This is a genomic window from Micromonospora sp. CA-248260 (genome assembly GCF_050942205.1).
Classification (GTDB): Bacteria; Actinomycetota; Actinomycetes; order Mycobacteriales; family Micromonosporaceae; genus Micromonospora; species Micromonospora antibiotica.
The window spans coordinates 438790-455743 of record NZ_CP192021.1 but is presented as its reverse complement, the minus strand read 5'-3'; the positions used below and the strand labels follow the sequence as shown (position 1 = coordinate 455743).

Genomic DNA, 16954 nt, shown 5'->3' with positions numbered 1-16954 from the left:
AGCGCGGTGTCGACGGATCCACTGCCGGCTGGTCCGCTGCCGGCTGGTCCGCTGCCGGCTGGTCCGCTGCCGGCTGATCCACTGCCGGCTGGTCCGATGACCGTGGGCCGAGGGTCAGACCCGCTGTTCGCGCAGGTCGACGACCTCGGCGGCCGGTGCCCAACCCTGGTAGACACCGAAGTCGAAGACCTCCAGCCCCATCGCCTGCGCCACCGGCCAACGACCACCGGTGTACTCGACCCGCAGCCAGCCGTCGTGCTCACCGAGCACGATGAACGGTTGCCCCTGCCAGGTGCAGGTGGTCCGCACGTACGCCAACTTCTCGACCTCGCCGGCCGGGACGACCCGCACGTACCGGCCGGGGCGTACCTCCTCGAAGCCGTCCGCGGGCTCCGGCTGGTAGATCCGCACATGGTCGCCGTCCGGGCTGACCTGGTATTCCCGGCCCTGCCAGCGGGCCACGTAGCCGTCGCGCATCACGACTGCCCCACCCGTCGCCAGACCAGCGCGTCGGTGTCCAGGATGGCGATAACCCGTTCGGTGCCCTCCGCGCCGATCCGCCAGAGCTGCGCCCCGTGCGGCAGCCGGGCACTGTCCACCTTGAACTCGGCCACCACGTCGCTGCTCTCCCCCGGGGCGAATCCGTTGCCCCGGAACGGCGCGCGTTCGATGACCCAGCCCTCCATGGCCCGCATCGCCGCCTCGTTCTGCCCGCCGTACGGGATGCGGTAGAGGCTCGGCCGGTACGCCGGCCAGCGCAGCACGTAGGCCGCCTCGGCGTCGCGGGCGAAGGGGGAGCCCGGGTAGCCCAGTCCCAGGGCGTCGTGCAGTTCCGCCGGGGTGGTCAGGTGGGCCAGTTCACCGGCCCGGTGCACGAAACCGGAGACCCGGTCGTAGCCGCGTTCCAGGTAGTAGGCGAGCTGACTCGGGGCGATCGCCTTCTGCATCACCACCGGGCGGGACGGATCGGTGGCCGGCGGGGCGTACCGGGTGCGTTCGGCCGGCGCCTCGGCGGCGGCCACCGGCTCCAGGTCCGCCTCGTCACCCAGCCCGACCTCGGCCGCCCAGCTGGCCAGGGCGACGATCTGCTCGCCGGGGAGCTTGGCCCCGACCGGGGTGCCGGGGTTGACGGCGAACGCCCAACCCGGGTCCGGCCAACACCGGATCAACTGCACGAAGCGCACCTCGATCGTCTCGACCGGTGGTACGTCGTGCTCGGCCAGCCGTTCCGGTGAGGTGTAGACCACCACGAACGTCTCGCCGTCCGTGGTGCCGGTGCGCCACGCGAAGCCGGGCTCGCCGGGCCGGCTGCCGGTCACCGAATCGGGATTGACCGGCAGCAGCACCCGGGCCAGCAGCAGGGTGGAGAGGAAACCGTCGGTGCTGCCGGCACCGGCGGCGTCCAGCAGGTTCTCCTCGACCTCGTTGGCGGGCAGGAACGACTCGTCGACGGCGGCGACGGGCGGGGCTGTCGGGGCGGCGACGGGCGGGGGCGTCGTGGCGAACCCGGCCGACGCGGCGGTGACCGGACCCGGGTCCACCGCCGCAGCGACCGGCGCGGTGGGCGCAGCGGCCGGCGGAGCCACCGGGCCGGCAGCGGGCCCCGCCGCCACCTGCGATGGAACCGCCTTCGCGGCCCGTTCGGAGGCCGGAGTCCACAGGTCGTCGGAGGCGGGCCGGGTGGCCGCACCCGAGGCGGGCGTCGGGGAGGTCGACCCGGCGACTGACGTCGGGGAGGTCGGCCCGGCGGCGGAGGGCTGAACGGGTGGCGCGGGCGGCCCGGCGTTCCCGTTGAGGTTGACCGTGTCCTCGGCGACCGGGCCGCCCCCAGCCGCCACCGGGACCACCGGCGGCTCAGGGACCACCGGCGACGCGGGAGCTGGCGCGGGCACGACCGGCGACGCGGGAGCTGGCGTCGGGACCACCGGCGGTGCGGGAGCTGGCGCGGGCACGACCGGCGGCGCGGGAGCTGGCGTCGGGACGACCGGTGGGGTCGGGGCAGCGGCCGGAGCGGGGGCGACGGGCAGGTCGCGGGACTCCAGGATCACCCCCTCTATGACGATGGGCGTGAACCCCCGGCGCGACGCCGGCGGCCCGGAGACCGGTTCGGCGGCGGAGGACGGCACCTCCTCCGCCTCGTCCGGCACCGGACCGGGCATGCCGTTCGCGCCGGGCATGCCGTTCGCGCCGGGCATGCCGTTCGCGCTGGCGAACATGTCGGCCCTGCCGCCGGACGGGCCGGCCGGTGGCGGCTGCCGGATGCCCGCCGACGCGTCCGGGGCCGGCTGCCGGCGGGGCAGGGCCTGGGTCGCCTCTGCGGCAGGCGGTCCCACCCGGAAGGCCCGGGTCGGCTCCTCGGCCAGCGGGTCGCGTTGACGGCCGACGGCCGGCGGCCCGTTGCCCGGAGCGGGGCGGGACGGCTGGCCGGGCGGGCCGACCTGGAACGCCCGGGTGGTTTCGTCCTCGACCGGTTGGGCGGGCGCCGGACGACGCCGGGGGAAGGGCTGACCACCCATGCCGGGCCGGGCCGGTGGCGTCGCCCGTTCGCCGGAACGCAGCGGGTTGTCCCGTGGTGACCGGGAGGCGCCCCGGGCGGCGGACGGTTCGAAGAACGACGTACGCCCGTTGGTCGGACCGGCGGCCTCCTCGCCCAGGAGGCGGCGGCGGGGGACCGTGGACCAGCCGCCGTTGTGCTGGCCGGGTGCCGGAGCGGGGTCGGGGGACGCCGGGCCGGCGGACCGGCCGTGATCGGGCGACCCGGCAGCGACGTCGCGTGGGCCACCGGGCGCGGCGACCGGACGACCCCGCTCGTCGGTCAGCGACGCACCCTCCGCCGGGCGGACGGCACCACCGGCGGGTGGTACCGAGGCTGCTGAGGGGACCGGGCGGGGCGGGGCCCAGCCGGCGGGGCCGGTGGAGAGGTCGGCGGTCGGTTCGACGTCGGACGTCCCGTCGGCCGGGAGCCAACCCGGCGTCCGGTCGGGCTCCTGGCGGGACCGCACGCCCGGGGCGCGACCGGGCAACCGCACGTCGCCCCGGGAGAGCTGGGACACGAACCACGCAGGCAGGTAGCCCTCGATCGGCAGCCCGGGATTCACCGCCAGCCACCACTCGTGGTTGGGCCACTCGACGGCCAGGTCGGCGTAGCGGCTGCGCCGGCACGGACCGGCGGAGGCGCCGAGGCAGGCGTGCATGGCGGCGGCCGAGGTGAAGGCCAACACGTGGGTCCGGCCACCGGTGGTCCAGGTGCCCCAACCCATCGGCGTCGCCCCGGCGAGAGCCTGGCCGGAGACCGGAAGGAAAAGGTCCGTACCAGCCAGAATCCGGAAGTAGCGTTCCTGGTCGCTGGCGCGCAGCGCGTCACGCATCGCCGTCTCGGCCTCGGTAGCCGGCTCCCAGTCGGTCACGGCCACCTCTCCTCCCGGATCAGGCCACAGGCGTCGCGTACAACCTACAAGGTGAAAACAAGATCACAATAAGTCGGTCACCAGCCGGCCGACCTGGCAGCCGACCAGGCACTAACATCGCGTTACGGAGTCGACACGATACGGAGGCGGTCGATGTCCCGACCCGGCAGCCGACAAGCGCCCACCATTCTGGCGGCGGCCCTGCTCGCCGCGCTGCCGGCGGTCACCGTGTCGTCGGTCACCCCGGCCCACGCCGCCCCGGCCTGCGCCACCGCGCCCGCGCCGGCCAGGCCGGTCGCCGCCCTCCCCTGGCCCCAGCGACGGTACGCCCCGGAGCGGATCGCCCCGCTCGCCACCGGCACCGGCGTCACCGTCGCGGTGATCGACTCGGGTGTCGACCGGCGGCACCCCCAGTTGCGGGGCCGGGTGCTCGACGGCGCGGACTTCCTCGACCCGGGCGGCGACGGCACCCGCGACTGCGCCGGTCACGGCACCGGAGTGGCCAGCATCATCGCCGCTGGGGAGGGGGCAGGGGTGGCCTTCCGCGGGCTCGCACCCGGGTCCCGCATCCTGCCGGTACGGGTGAGCGAACAGCAGGTCGTCGAGGGGCGCGAGTCGGGGCGTACGGTCAGCGCCGCCGACTTCGCCCGGGCCGTCCGCTGGGCGGTGGACCACGACGCCGACGTGCTCAACCTCTCCGTCGTCCTGTACGCCGACAACCCGGCCGTGCGGGACGCCATCGACTACGCGGTCCGGCGCGACGTGGTCGTGGTGGCCGCCGCCGGCAACCTGCACGACGGTGGCGACCCGCTGCCCTACCCCGCCGCGTACGACGGGGTGCTCGGTGTCGGTGCGATCACCCCGGCGGGCATCCGCACCTCGTTCTCGCAGGTCGGGACGTACGTCGACCTGGTCGCCCCGGGCAGTGAGGTGTTGATGGCCGCGCCGGGGCAGGGCCATCAGCGTGCCGAGGGGACCAGTTACGCCGCCCCGTTCGTGGCGGCCACCGCGGCGCTGCTGCGGCAGTACCGGCCGGAACTCAGCGCCGCCGAGGTGACGCGCCGGATCGTGGGCACCACCGATCCGGCGCCGGGCGGGCGGCGGGGTGGCTACGGGGCCGGCGTGCTCAACCCGTACCGGGCGGTCGTGGAGACCGGCACCGGTCCCGGGCCGGTCGCCCGGTCGACGCTGGCGCTGCCGGCGGAGCGGGCCGACCCGGCGCTGCTGGCCCGGCAGCACCGCCGGGCGGCGGCCCGGGACCGGGCACTGCTGGTCGCCACGGTCACCGGCGGGGTGCTCGCGGTGGCGGTGCTGCTGGCGGTGGTGCTCCCCCGGGGCGGCCGCCGACGCTGGCACCCGGCCCGGTCCGCCTGACGACGACACCCGACCGGGTCCGCCCGACGACGACACCCGACCGGGTCCGCCTGGCGGCAGCGCCCGACCGGGTCCGCCTGGCGGCAGCGCCCGACCGGTGGGTCGTCGGACGCTGCCGCCAGCACGGGCGGCTCACTGGAACAGGCCGACGTTGCGCTTCTCGGTGTTGAGGTAGTCGGCGGCGGAGTCGTCCACCGCGAGCTTGATGTCGCGCAGCATGGCCTGGAGGTCCTGCGAGGCGGACCGCCACCGCGCCTGCCGTTGCTCGTACGCCTGCCGGGCCTCACCGTCCCAGCCGGCGATCAGCGGGGCGGCATCCCGCTCCAGTTGACCGAGCTGCGCGTCGAGGGTGTTCAACGCCTTCTGGATGTCCGCGCCGGCCTGGTGCAAGGCGGCGAAGTTGACGACCAGCACACCGTGGTCCATCGGATGGTCCCTCCCCGGGATGGTTCAGAGTGGCAGTTGGATGCCGCGATTGGTGCCGGCGACCCGGCTGGCGGCCTCGGTGTCCGAGACGTCGTAGTGCCGGCCGGCGGTGCGGATGGCCGTCGCGGTCTCCCGCAGCGCCTGGTGCAGCGCGGCCTGGTCCTTTCCCCACTGCTGTTTGACCTGCGCGAACGAACGCCCACCGGCACCCCGCCAGGCCTGCTGCAACACCTCCAGCTCGGTCATCAGGCCGGTCAGCATGGCCTGCAACGACTGGTCGACCTGCTCGAACTTCGCAGCGGTGCGCTGCATCACCGCAGCCTCTGCCTGGGTCTGGGCCATCCGGACGTCACCTCGTCTCTTCGGTCGGAGCCGATCCACGCCCTCCATGGGGGACGGCGGCCCGCCGGCGGTGGGCCTGGCGGGATGATGTCGGCGAAACTCGTCGCTGACGGTAGTCGCACCATCCCGGTTGTGCTACCCCGCCGCTATCCCCTGTGGACAACCTCCGCACGCGCGACGGCCGGGGTCCCCATCGGACCGCCCGGGCCACTACCATGGGTCACGCCTCCGTCGCGTTGCGGTCCGATGTGGTCGGACCCACCCCCACCGGTGGGGGCGATCCACCTGGACACCCGACCCCACCCGGGTCGGTCACCGGCACACCACGAGCCGCACGCACATCACCACGGGCCCACCCGCACCGGGGCCCACCCGCAGCACGAGGTGCCCGCACCACGACGACGCCGACACCGGCCGCGCCGGGATCGGCCACGACACAGCAGCAGATCGACCACCACGTCCCGGGGTGGGCGGAGAGCGTGACGGAGGAGGCGCGGTGTCGGCGGGCACGACCGATCGTCCGGCCCGGCGTCAGCCGCCGCGGAGCCACGGGGGCCCGCCCCGAGCCCGCACGGGCTCCGCCGTGCGTGCCGGCCAGGTGGTCGCCACGCAGGTGGCGCTCGCGTTGCCGCTGGCCGCGTACGGTCGCGGCGCGGGGCTGGCCGTACTCGCCGCGGTCGGGGCGGTCGTCCTGGCCGGCCTCGCCTGGGGGCGGTGGCGTGGGCGGTGGCTCTTCGCCTGGTGGGGCACCGCCACCGGTTACCTCACCCGACGGCGCGGGCTACCCCGCGACGCCGCCCCGGCGGCCCTGCTGGACCTGGTGCTCCCCGGCGCCGTGCTGGGCCCGGTGGAGCTGGCCGACGGGCCGGCCGGGGTGATCGACGACGGCACCGGGCTGACCGTCCTGCTCGACCTGGGCGACCCGGGTGACCTGCTCGGCGACCGGCCCCACCCGCTGCCGGCCCCCGGCACGCTGCTGCCGCCGGCCGGGACGGCGCAACCGCCCGTGCGGGTGCAGGTGCTGCTGCACGCCGTGCCCGCCCCGGCGGCGGGGGTGGCCGGTGGCGCGGCGGGCACGTCCTACCGACAGCTGACCGAGGGGCGGCTGCCGGGGCAGGAACATGCCCTGCTCGCGGTCCGGGTGCTGCGTGCGCCCGGCTGGTCCGACAGCGACCTGCGCCGGGCGCTGGCCGGTACGGTACGCCGGATCGGCCGCCGGGTCGGGCCGGTGCCGGCCCGACCGCTCGGTGAGCACGCGGCGCTGCGGGTGCTGGGTGAACTCGCCCACCACGAGGCCGGTCAGCCCGTGCGGGAGAACTGGTCGACGGTGCGCACCGGCGGCCTGCACCAGGCCACCTTCCGGTGGGACCGCTGGCCGGACGCCCGGGTCGATCCGGGTCGCCGGTTGGTGGCCCGGCTGCTGGCGCTGCCGGCGACCGCCACCAGCGTGTCGCTCTGTGCCGGTCCGCAGTCCGGCGGCGACACCGCACCCCCACCGGCCGAGTTGACGGTACGACTGGCCGCCCCGACGCCGGCCGGGTTGGCGCTCGCCGCCGAAGGGTTGTGCCGGCTCGCCGCCGACGCCGGTGGTGAGCTGCGCCGGCTCGACGGCGGGCAGCTCCCCGGCCTGGCCGCCACACTGCCGTTGGCGGTGCCGGTGCTGGCGAAGGGGACCGCACCGCAGGTGGAGCCACCGGAACTGACCCTGGGTGGGGCCGGGCTGATGGTGGGGGCCAACCGGCACGGTGGTGCGGTGACCGTCCGGCTGTTCCGCGCCGAGGGCACCCGGCTGGTGCTGGTCGGTGGGCTGGCCGCAGCCCAACTGCTGGTGCTGCGGTCGTTGGCGCTGGGCGCGGGGGTGCTGGTGCAGACCGGCCGGCCGCGCTCCTGGGAGCCGTTCGTGCGGGGGGTCGGCGGGCAGCAGGGCGGGGTCGTGGTGGTCCCGACCGGGCGGCCACCGGGTGCCACCGGTTCGCCACTGCGACCGCTGCTGGTGGTGGTCGACGCGGGCACCATGGCCGAGCCGCCACCCGGGGCGGCCTGGGTGTCCACCCTGGTGGTCCGGGACGAGCTGACCCCGCTGGACGTCGACACCCTGGGTCGGGCCGACCTGGCGGTGCTGCAACCCCTCGACCCGGCGGAGGCCGCCCTGGCGGGCACCGCGCTGGGGTTGGGCGGCTCGGCGGAGTGGCTGACCCGGATCCGGGACGACATGGTGGCGGTGGTCAACCGGCGGGCGTTGCGGTGGGCACTGCTTTCGCCCACCGCGATCGAGTCGCAGCTGGTCGGTCGCCCCGGCCGGCGCTGACCGGAAAGCCACGGCGGTTTCCCCAGGTGGACCAGGCGTGGCACGATCCCGGCCATGGATTTTCTGAAGGGCCTTCTGATCCGGCTGGGCTCCACGGTGGTGGCCTTCTGGCTGGCGACGTTGTTCATCCCGGGCATCACGCTCGACACCGGTTCGGCCGGCGAGGCGATCGTCACCCTGGTGCTCGTCTCGGTGATCTTCGGCGTGGTCAACGCGGTGCTCCAGCCGATCATCAAGACCGTCGGCTGTGGTTTCTACCTGCTCACCCTCGGCCTGATCGCACTGGTCGTCAACGGTCTGCTGTTCCTGCTCACCAGCTGGATCGCCGACCAGGCGAACCTACCCTTCCACGTGGACGGGTTCTGGCCGGAGGCGGTGCTGGGCGCGCTGCTCGTCGGCATCGTGACCTGGATCCTGGGCGCCATCCTCGACCGCGACTGACCCGCCTGCCGGCCACCGCGCCCGATGCCAGCCGGCACGGCGGTGGCCGGCAGGATGCCAGCCGGCACGGCGGTGGCCGGGCCGGCCAGCTGCGGCCACCTGACGGAAATTGGCTGGCGGGACGGGCCCCGGATGGGGTTAGCGTGACGACGTGTTCTCGCTGACCCGCCCTGACGGCTACCAGCTCAGCACCGACCCGGAGCGGATCGACCGGGACCGGGTGCACCACTGGCTCTCCACCGACGCCTACTGGGCGCTCGGCCGTAGTCGGGAAACGACGGAACGGGCCTTCGCCGGGTCGATCCCGTACGGCGTCTACCGCCCGGAGGACGGCGCGCAGGTGGCTGTCGGGCGGGTGGTCACCGACCGGGCGACCTTCGGTTGGCTCTGCGACGTCTACGTCGCCCCCGAGGCGCGGGGTCGCGGGTTGGGCACCTGGCTGGCCGGCGCGGTCCGCGACCACCTCGCCGGGTTCGGCGTACGCCGGATCGCCTTGACGACCCTCGACGCCCACGGGGTGTACGCGAAGGTGGGCTTCACGCCCGCGCCACCGCAGCAGTGGATGGCGTGGGTGAACGGGCGGTGACCCCGCTCACCGGCAACGAACCCGAGCCGGTCCCACCCCTTACGGTGGGACCGTGACTCCGTTGCGGCTCGGCTATCTCTACGGCTTTGGCGCGTACCTGATCTGGGGTTTCTTCCCGATCTACCTCAAGCTTTTGCGCCCGGCCGGGCCGGTGGAGATCCTTGCCCACCGGATCATCTGGTCGGTGCTGTTCGTCGCGCTGCTGCTCGCCGCCCTGCGCAACATCGGTTTCCTGCGCTCGCTGGCCCGCCGCCCCCGGACGCTGGCCGGGATCGTCGTCGCGGCGGCCCTGATCGCGGTGAACTGGGGCACCTACATCTACGGGGTGAACTCCGACCGGGTGGTGGAGACCGCGCTCGGCTACTTCATCAACCCGCTGGTGTCGGTGCTGCTCGGGGTGTTCGTGCTGCGGGAGCGGCTGCGCCCGGCGCAGTGGGTGGCGCTCGGGGTGGGGGCGGCGGCCGTCGCGGTGCTCACCGTCGACTACGGTCGGCTGCCCTACCTGGCGCTGACCCTGGCGGTCAGCTTCGCCGGGTACGGGTTGGCCAAGAAGCGGCTCGGGCTGCCGGCGGCGGAGGGGCTGTTCGTCGAGTCGGCGGTGCTGGCGCTGCCCGCCCTGGGCTACCTGGGTTGGCTGGCGAGCCGGGGCGGCTCGACGTTCGGGCAGGTCTCGGCCGGGCACACCGCGCTGCTGGTGGCGGCCGGGGCGGCGACCGCCATCCCGCTGCTGCTCTTCGCGGGCGCGGCCAACCGGTTGCCGCTGACCGCGCTCGGCATGCTCCAGTACGTGGCCCCGATCCTCCAGCTCGGCTGCGGCGTGCTGATCTTCCACGAGCCGATGCCCCCGGCCCGGCTGGCCGGCTTCGCCCTGGTCTGGCTGGCCCTGCTGATCTTCACCCTGGACGCGGTGCGGCACGGCCGGCGCAACCGGGCCGCCGCCCGCGCCGCCGCGCCGCTCCCGGCCGCCGCCCACTGAGCCACCCGACCCGACGCTCCCCGGGGGTCAGCGGACGTCGTAGCTGAGGACGAGGGTCCCGTCGGCGCGCAGGAGTTCGAGTCGGACCAGGTCGGCGTCGGTGAACCGGGTCGCGCCACGCAGGTTCACGTCGTCGCCGGGGGCGGCCAGCCAGGAGGCGATCTGTTCCGTCGCGTCGTCGGGGCCGCGCGCCACCAGTCGGAACGTGTTCGCCTTGCCGTAGCCGGCCGTCGCGTCGTACCCGCAGTGCATGGTGACCTCGGTGCCCCACTTGGTGCCGCTCAGCCCGATCTCCGCGTGCAACGCCGGGGTCTTCGGCGACACCGGTGCCATGGACACCATCCGCACCGCCTGGGTGGTCGGCGCGGGCGGGCCGGCCGGTCGCAGGGCGGCAGCCCCGCCGAAGCCCAGCACCAGGGCGAACGCGGCGGCGACGAGCGCGGTCAGCGCGTACCGTCGGCGGTTGCGGGTCCGCTCGCGGCGGCGGCGGTCCCGGGCCACAGCGATCAGGTCGGGCACCCGGCTGATCTCCGGCGGCGGGGGGAGGAACTCCTCCAGCGTGGTCGGGTCGAGCCGGCCCAGCAGGCCCGGCAGCACCGCGACCTCGGCCACCGCCTCCCGGCACGCCGCACAGCCGGACAGGTGCCGCTCGTAGGCGGCCCGGTCGGCGGGGGCGAGGGCACCCAGCACGTACGCGCCGTCGTCGTGTGCGAACTCGCAGCGGGTCATCCGGTCACCCCCATCTCGGCCAGGGCCAGCCGCAGTGAACGCAGCGCGTAGTGGGTGCGGGACTTGACCGTCCCCGGTGGCACCCCCAGCCGGGCCGCCGCCTCGGACACTGAGCGGCCCTGGTAGAAGCACTCGACCAGCACCTCCCGGTGGGTGGGGCTCAGTCGGCTCAGCGCCTCGGCGATGGTCCAGGCCTCCACCGCGCGTTCCGCTTCGTCAATCGTCTCCGGCTGCTCGGGCAGGTCGTCGGTGAACACCTCGCCGACCCGGGTCGACCGCCGCCGCCAGGCGTCGATCGCCAGGTTCCGGGCGGTCGTGAAGAGCCAGGCCCGCACCGAGCCGCGTCGCGGGTCCAGTGACTCCGGGTGACGCCAGGCGCGCAGCAGGGTCTCCTGCACCAGGTCCTCGGCCCGGGTGCGGTCCCCGTTGACCAACCGCAACGCGTGCGCGTAGAGCGCCTCGGCGTGCTCGTCGTGCAGCGCGCGCAGCAGTTGGGCGTCGTGGTCGCTGATGGTGATCCCTCGCTTCCCGCGCGACGAGTCCGGCGAATGTGTCCGCCCGTTACTACGCGCCGTGACGCTGATCGGTTCACCGGCCACTGCTGTTCACATCCGGTTCACACCGCGTCCGGTGGCCGCTCACCCCGTCCTGGCAGCGTCCGCCCGGTACGCACGTCGAGCAGGTGAAAACGGCGTGCCACCGACCTGTCTCCAGGAGGCTCCTTCCCATGAGCGACCGTCCCCGGCTGCTCCCGCTGCTCGGTGCCACCCGGCACGGCAGCCGCGATGCGATGACCTGTCTGTACCGCTGCGGCAACGCCTGCGACCACCCGGTGCCCAACACGTCCGACAACACCTACTTCGGCGACCTCGTCGAGGGCGAGGTGTCCCGTCGGGGCGTCGTCCGGGCGGGTGCGGTGGGCGCGCTGGTGCTCGGCTTCGGCGGTGCCGCCACCGGCGCGCTGGCCGGGGCCGTCCCCGCCGCCGCCGCGCCGGCCACCCCGGTGGTGCCGGAGGTCGGCGACCCGACCGCCCCGCAGCGAGGTGTCGGCAGCGGGGCGCTGACCTTCAAGCCGATCCCGCCGAACCAGCTCGACACCCTGGTCGTCCCCAACGGGTACGACCACCACGTGGTCATCCGCTGGGGTGACCCGGTGCTGCCCGGTGCGCCCCGGTTCGACCTGCACGGGCAGACCGCCGCCGCCCAGGCCAAGCAGTTCGGCTACAACAACGACTTCGTCGGGGTGCTGCCGCTGGACCGGCGGGGCAAGCGGGCGCTGCTCGTGGTCAACCACGAGTACACCAACGAGGATCTGATGTTCCCCGGCTTCACCGGCCTGGACAACCTCACCGTCGAGCAGCTGCGCACCGCGATGGCCGCGCACGGCATGTCCGTGGTGGAACTGGAGCGGGTGGACGGCACCGGGCAGTGGCGGCCGGTGGGCCAGGGCCGCCGGCCGTACAACCGGCGGGTCACCGCGCTGGCCACGAAGTTCGAGCTGACCGGCCCGGCCGCCGGTTCGGCCTGGCTGCGCACCGCCGCCGACCCGAAGGGCCGCACGGTGGTCGGCACGCTGAACAACTGCGCCGGTGGGGTCACCCCGTGGGGGACGGTGCTGTCCGGCGAGGAGAACTTCAACCAGTACTTCGTCGGCGCCGACGCCGCGCCGGCCGAGTTGAAGCCCAGGTTCGACAGGTACGGCATCACCACCGCCGCCCGTTACCCCAGCGGCAGCCGCAAGTGGGAGCGGGCCGACGAACGGTTCGACCTGGCCAAGCACCCCAACGAGGCGCACCGGTTCGGGTGGATCGTCGAGATCGACCCGTTCGACCCGGAGAGCCGTCCGCGCAAGCACACCGCGCTGGGCCGGTTCAAGCACGAGGGCGCCAACGTGATCGTGGCCCGCGACAAGCGGGTGGTCGCGTACATGGGCGACGACGAGCGCTTCGACTACCTCTACAAGTTCGTCTCCGACAAGAAGTTCATGCCTGGTGACTCCTGGGTGGCCCGCAAGAACAACCTGACCCTGCTCGAGTCGGGCACCCTCTACGTGGCGCAGTTCGCCCAGACCAGCGCCGCCGAGATCGACGGCACGGGCAAGCTGCCCGCCGACGGCGCGTTCAACGGCACCGGACGGTGGATCAAGCTGGTCAGCGGCAACCGCAGTTTCGTCGACGGGATGACCGCCGCCGACGTGCTCACCTTCACCCGGCTCGCCGGGGACAAGGTCGGCGCGACCAAGATGGACCGCCCGGAGGACGTCGAGCCGAGTCTGCTCACCGGCAAGGTGTACGTGGCGCTGACCAACAACACCGACCGGGGCAAGGCCGGTAAGCCGGCGGCCGACGAGATCAACCCGCGCAACCTCAACAAGCACGGGCAGATCCTGGAGCTGGTCGAGGACCGGGGCGACAACACGGCGGAGTCCTTCGCCTGGTCGCTGCCGATCGTCGCCGGTGACCCGACCGACCCGTCGACCTACTTCGCCGGGTACGACAAGACCAAGGTGTCGCCGATCTCCTGCCCGGACAACGTCGCCTTCGACGCCACCGGCAACCTGTGGATCTCGACCGACGGCAACGCGTTGGGCAGCAACGACGGCCTCTTCGCCACCGCCGTCGAGGGGCCGGAGCGGGGGCACCTGAAGCAGTTCCTGACCGTGCCGCTGGGCGCGGAGACCTGCGGGCCGTTCATCACCGGCGACAACCGGTCGGTGTTCGTGGCCGTGCAGCACCCCGGCGAGATCACCGGCGCGTCGGTGGAGAAGCCGGCGTCGACCTGGCCGGACGGCGACTACGCCAAGCCGGGCGTGGTGGTCACCTGGCGGCTCGACGGCGGCCCGATCGGCAGCTGACGCGCTCCCCGGGTCGGTCCACCGCCGGACCGGCCACGAGGGCCCTCTCCCGCTTCGGTCCGGGAGGGGGCCCTCGCCCGTGACGGGTCAGGCGTCGGCGGCGATGCCGTCGGCGACGGCGCGGGCGGCGGTGAGCAGCTTGGCCCGTACCACCCGGGCCGAGGTCATCATCTCGCTGGCCGGCAGCGCGCAGGCCAGCACCACCCGCCGTTCCATGTCCTTGTCCGGGGTGACCAGCACGGCGGCACAGGCCACCCCCTGCCGGAACTGCCCCAGCTCCAACTGCATCCCGCGCCGGTCGCCGGCGGCCAGGTCCGCCTCGAACGCCTCCGGGGTGGTCAGGGTGGCGGTGGTGAACGGCCGCATGCCGTACTCGCGCAGGTAGCGCAGGCGCTGTTCGGTGGTGAGGGTGGCCAGCAGCGCCTTGCCCAGGGCGGTGGCGTGTGCACCCTCGTCGAAGCCGGGGACCATGTCCTCCAGGTAGGGCGAGCGGGCTCCCTCGGCGACGGCGGTGACCGCCACCTGACCGCCGACGAACCGGCCCAGGTAGTGGCTCCACCCGGTGTCGATGGCGGCCCGCCGCAGCGACTCCCCGACGGCGGCCGGCCCCCGGAACGCGGTGACCAGCTCGCGGTACCGGTCGGCGATCTCCAGGCCGACGATGTAGGTGCCGTCCTCCCGACGGATCACGTAACCCTCGTAGGCCAGGGTGCGGACCAGGTGGTAGGTGGTGGCGACGGTCAGCTCGCACCGCCGGGCGATCTGCTTGACGGTCAGCCCTTTCGGGGCACGACCGACCGACTCGAGCACGCGTAGCGCGCGGGAAACGCTCCGGATCAGGTCCGAAGGTTCCGCCAGGGGGTCACGCACAACCACCTCCGCAGCCGGGGACTTACACCATATGAAATACCGGGCCGAGACGGAACGCCCGTTCGGGTGGTGGATGCCAGATCAGGCGGTATACGGCGGGTCACCCGGCGACACGCCGACGGTTGTCAGGAACTCGACTCGCGTAGGTTGAGCCCACGATGACCGACACCGCGCTCAGCCCCCCGCCGAGCCGGCCCACCGTACGCCCCGTACGGGCCGGCGTCGCAGCGGTCGCGACCACCGTCGCCAGCGTCCTGCCGGTCTTCCTGGTCGGCGGGCTCGCCGTGCAGATGGGGGACGACCTCGGCTTCTCCCCCGCCGGGCTGGGACTGGCCGTGTCGATCTACTTCGGCGTCAGCGCGCTCGCCTCGATGCCCTCCGGCCGGCTGGTGGAACGGGTCGGCCCCGCCGTGGTGGCCCGGGTCGCCATCGGTCTCGCCGCCGGTTGCCTGCTCGCCATCGCCGGGCTGGCCCGGTCGTACCCGGTGCTGGTGGGGCTGCTCGCGCTGAGCGCCACCGCCAACGCGTTGGGCCAGCTGGCCAGCAACGCGGCGCTGGCCCGGCACGTACCCGCCCGGCGGCAGGGCCTGTCGTTCGGGGTGAAGCAGGCCGCCGTTCCCGCCTCCACGCTGCTGGCCGGGGCGGCGGTGCCGGCGATCGCCCTCACCGCCGGCTGGCGCTGGGCGTTCGTGGCCGCCGCCGCAGCCGCGCTGGCCGCACTGCCGGCCGTACCCCCGCAGGTGGCCGGACCGGCGCGGGAGCGTGCGGCGGAACGCGGCGGCGGGGCCACCACGGCGCTGGTGGTGGTCGGGGTGGCGGCGACCCTCGCGGCGGGCGCGGCGGGCGCGCTGGGCACCTTCGTGGTGGACTCGTCGGTGCACCGGGGGCTCGCCCCCGGCCCGGCCGGGCTGGTGCTCACCCTCGGGGGCGCGGTCTGCGTGGCCGCCCGGATCGGCGTCGGCTGGCTGGCCGACCGGCGGGACACCGGTCACGTCGCGCTGATCGCCGCGATGCTGGTGGTCGGGGCGGTCGGGTTGGGGCTGCTGGCCGTGGCCGGTCCGGTGCCACTCACCGCCGGGGTGGTCCTCGGCTTCGGGCTGGGCTGGGCCTGGCCCGGCCTGATGAACTTCGCGGTGGTCCGGCTGCACCCGCAGGCCCCGGCCGCCGCCACCTCGATCACCCAGACCGGCGTGTACGCCGGCGGCTGCCTCGGCCCGCTCGGGCTCGGGGCGCTCGCCGGCACCCGCGGCTACCCGGTGATGTGGCTGGCCGCCGCGATCGCCATGCTCCTCGCCGCCGTGCTCATGCTCACCGGCAGCCGGCTGCTGCGGCGCTCCGCCGCCGGCTGACGAACGGGGACGGCTGACGGCACCCGGTCGGGCCGGCCGGTCATCGAGCGGCGCAGGTCAGCTGGTGACGAACGGGGACGGCTGACGGCACCCGGTCGGGCCGCCGGTCGTCGAGCGGCGCAGGTCAGCTGGTGCGGTCGGCGATGTAGTCGCAGAGGGATTCGAGCGCCCGCCGGGCCGGGATCTGCGGCAGCGGGGCCAACTGCGCACGGGCGTCCTCGGCGTAGCTGCGGACGGTCTCCCGGGCCCGCTTGAGCGCGGGGGACTCCCGCAGCAGGCCGAGCGCCTCGGCGTGCAGCGCGTCGTCGACGAGCGGGCCGGTGGACAGGATCTCCCGCAGCCGCACCGAGGCCGCATCGGAGTCGTCGCCGGCCAGCGCGTAGAGCACCGGCAGGGTCGGCACCCCCTCGCGCAGGTCGGTGCCGGGTGTCTTACCCGACTGGGTCGACTCGGAGGCGATGTCGAGCAGGTCGTCGGAGAGCTGGAAGGCCACCCCGATGGTCTCCCCGTAGCCGGCGAGGGCCTCGGTGTGCTCCTCGGACGCCCCGCCGAACATCCCGCCGAACCGGGCCGAGGTGGCGATCAGCGACCCTGTCTTGTCGGCGATCACCCGCAGGTAGTGGTCGACCGGGTCCTGCGTGCGGGGACCGACGGTCTCGGCGATCTGGCCGTGCACCAGCCGGGCGAAGGTGCGGGCCTGGAGGCGGACCGCCGTCGGACCCAGGTCGGCGGCGATGTCCGCGGCCCGCGCGAAGAGGTAGTCGCCGACCAGGATGGCCACCGAGTTGGTCCAGCGGGAGTTGGCGCTCGGGGCACCCCGCCGCACGGCGGCCTCGTCCATCACGTCGTCGTGGTAGAGGGTGGCCAGGTGGGTGAGCTCCATCACCACGGCCGCCGGCACCACCTGCGGGCCCGCCGGGTCACCGAACTGCGCACCCAGGGCCACCAGCAACGGACGGAACCGCTTGCCGCCCGCCTCGACCAGGTGCCGGGCCGCCTCGGTGACGAGTGGATCGGCGCTGGCCACGCTGGCCCGCAGCTCGACCTCGACGTCGTCGAGCAGGCCCAGCACGGACGCCTCGACCCGTGGATCGGCGAGGTGCACGCCGAGCGCGCCGACCTGACCCGTGCCCGCCCGTCCCCGACGACCGCCGGAGCCGACGCCGCCTGAACGCTCCCCCGCCGGAATCACCACACCATCAACCATGCCACACCCGTTCGACCTGCTCCGGACGGGGGATACGGCCGTGGGGCCGGCACGCCTGAGCGCACCGGCCCCACGGCCACGGGGA

General features: G+C 74.4%; 15 protein-coding genes. 7 read left to right on the top strand and 8 right to left on the bottom strand.

Annotated elements, in window-relative coordinates; translation table 11 throughout:
• Positions 1-114: 114 nt before the first annotated feature.
• Together ACQP2H_RS02200 and ACQP2H_RS02195 are read right to left on the bottom strand one after the other, a co-directional pair.
• Positions 115-480 carry a hypothetical protein gene (locus ACQP2H_RS02200; RefSeq protein WP_208565535.1) on the bottom strand — a complete coding sequence of 122 codons (366 nt, stop codon included), beginning with the start codon at positions 478-480 and terminating at the stop codon, positions 115-117.
• Entirely contained in the window at positions 477-3407 is a 2931-nt protein-coding gene (locus ACQP2H_RS02195) for an SseB family protein (RefSeq protein ID WP_433230741.1), read from the bottom strand. Before ACQP2H_RS02195 ends, ACQP2H_RS02200 begins: the two co-directional genes overlap by 4 nt.
• Before the next feature lie 153 nt (positions 3408-3560).
• On the opposite strand from ACQP2H_RS02195, the gene mycP reads away from it, so the two are divergent.
• The gene (mycP, locus tag ACQP2H_RS02190) at positions 3561-4781 is read left to right on the top strand and encodes a type VII secretion-associated serine protease mycosin (RefSeq protein ID WP_433230738.1); all 1221 of its coding nucleotides are present in this window, start codon (positions 3561-3563) and stop codon (positions 4779-4781) included.
• A gap of 132 nt (positions 4782-4913) precedes the next feature.
• Here the strand turns inward: mycP and ACQP2H_RS02185 are convergent, their stop codons facing one another.
• Positions 4914-5207 carry a WXG100 family type VII secretion target gene (locus tag ACQP2H_RS02185; protein WP_208565533.1) on the bottom strand — a complete coding sequence of 98 codons (294 nt, stop codon included), beginning with the start codon at positions 5205-5207 and terminating at the stop codon, positions 4914-4916.
• A gap of 24 nt (positions 5208-5231) precedes the next feature.
• Positions 5232-5549: a WXG100 family type VII secretion target gene (locus tag ACQP2H_RS02180; RefSeq protein WP_219465903.1), complete on the bottom strand. Its 318-nt coding sequence runs from the start codon at positions 5547-5549 to the stop codon at positions 5232-5234.
• Positions 5550-6045: 496 nt separating this feature from the next.
• Between ACQP2H_RS02180 and eccE the strand changes: the two genes are divergently transcribed.
• The 4 genes from eccE to rarD all read left to right on the top strand — a co-directional run bounded on the left by eccE (position 6046) and on the right by rarD (position 9860).
• Positions 6046-7857, top strand: coding sequence for a type VII secretion protein EccE (gene eccE / locus ACQP2H_RS02175; RefSeq protein ID WP_433230733.1), 1812 nt, complete (start codon positions 6046-6048; stop codon positions 7855-7857).
• 54 nt (positions 7858-7911) lie between these two features.
• Entirely contained in the window at positions 7912-8298 is a 387-nt protein-coding gene (locus ACQP2H_RS02170) for a phage holin family protein (protein WP_208565530.1), read from the top strand.
• A 151-nt stretch (positions 8299-8449) separates the two neighbouring features.
• Entirely contained in the window at positions 8450-8884 is a 435-nt protein-coding gene (locus tag ACQP2H_RS02165) for a GNAT family N-acetyltransferase (RefSeq protein ID WP_433230730.1), read from the top strand.
• Positions 8885-8936: 52 nt separating this feature from the next.
• Positions 8937-9860, top strand: coding sequence for an EamA family transporter RarD (gene rarD / locus ACQP2H_RS02160; protein WP_357533016.1), 924 nt, complete (start codon positions 8937-8939; stop codon positions 9858-9860).
• Between the two features lie 27 nt (positions 9861-9887).
• Here rarD and ACQP2H_RS02155 read toward each other — a convergent pair whose 3' ends face one another.
• Both ACQP2H_RS02155 and ACQP2H_RS02150 read right to left on the bottom strand, forming a co-directional pair.
• A complete protein-coding gene (locus ACQP2H_RS02155) occupies positions 9888-10589 on the bottom strand; it encodes an anti-sigma factor family protein (RefSeq protein WP_208565527.1) in 702 nt (233 codons plus the stop codon).
• Positions 10586-11101 (bottom strand): sigma-70 family RNA polymerase sigma factor, encoded by a 516-nt coding sequence (locus ACQP2H_RS02150; RefSeq protein ID WP_208565835.1) that lies wholly within the window; start codon positions 11099-11101, stop codon positions 10586-10588. Before ACQP2H_RS02150 ends, ACQP2H_RS02155 begins: the two co-directional genes overlap by 4 nt.
• A 215-nt stretch (positions 11102-11316) precedes the next feature.
• Here ACQP2H_RS02150 and ACQP2H_RS02145 point away from each other — a divergent pair, with 215 nt between their 5' ends.
• Positions 11317-13443, top strand: a complete 2127-nt coding sequence (locus ACQP2H_RS02145) for a PhoX family protein (RefSeq protein WP_208565526.1) — start codon at positions 11317-11319, stop codon at positions 13441-13443.
• Positions 13444-13530: 87 nt separating this feature from the next.
• Here the strand turns inward: ACQP2H_RS02145 and ACQP2H_RS02140 are convergent, their stop codons facing one another.
• Complete coding sequence (locus ACQP2H_RS02140; protein ID WP_208565525.1) at positions 13531-14313, bottom strand: IclR family transcriptional regulator; 783 nt, start codon at positions 14311-14313, stop codon at positions 13531-13533.
• 158 nt (positions 14314-14471) lie between these two features.
• On the opposite strand from ACQP2H_RS02140, the gene ACQP2H_RS02135 reads away from it, so the two are divergent.
• A complete protein-coding gene (locus ACQP2H_RS02135; RefSeq protein WP_433230725.1) occupies positions 14472-15662 on the top strand; it encodes an MFS transporter in 1191 nt (396 codons plus the stop codon).
• A 124-nt stretch (positions 15663-15786) separates the two neighbouring features.
• Here ACQP2H_RS02135 and ACQP2H_RS02130 read toward each other — a convergent pair whose 3' ends face one another.
• Positions 15787-16869, bottom strand: a complete 1083-nt coding sequence (locus ACQP2H_RS02130) for a polyprenyl synthetase family protein (protein ID WP_357533010.1) — start codon at positions 16867-16869, stop codon at positions 15787-15789.
• Positions 16870-16954 lie beyond the last annotated feature (85 nt).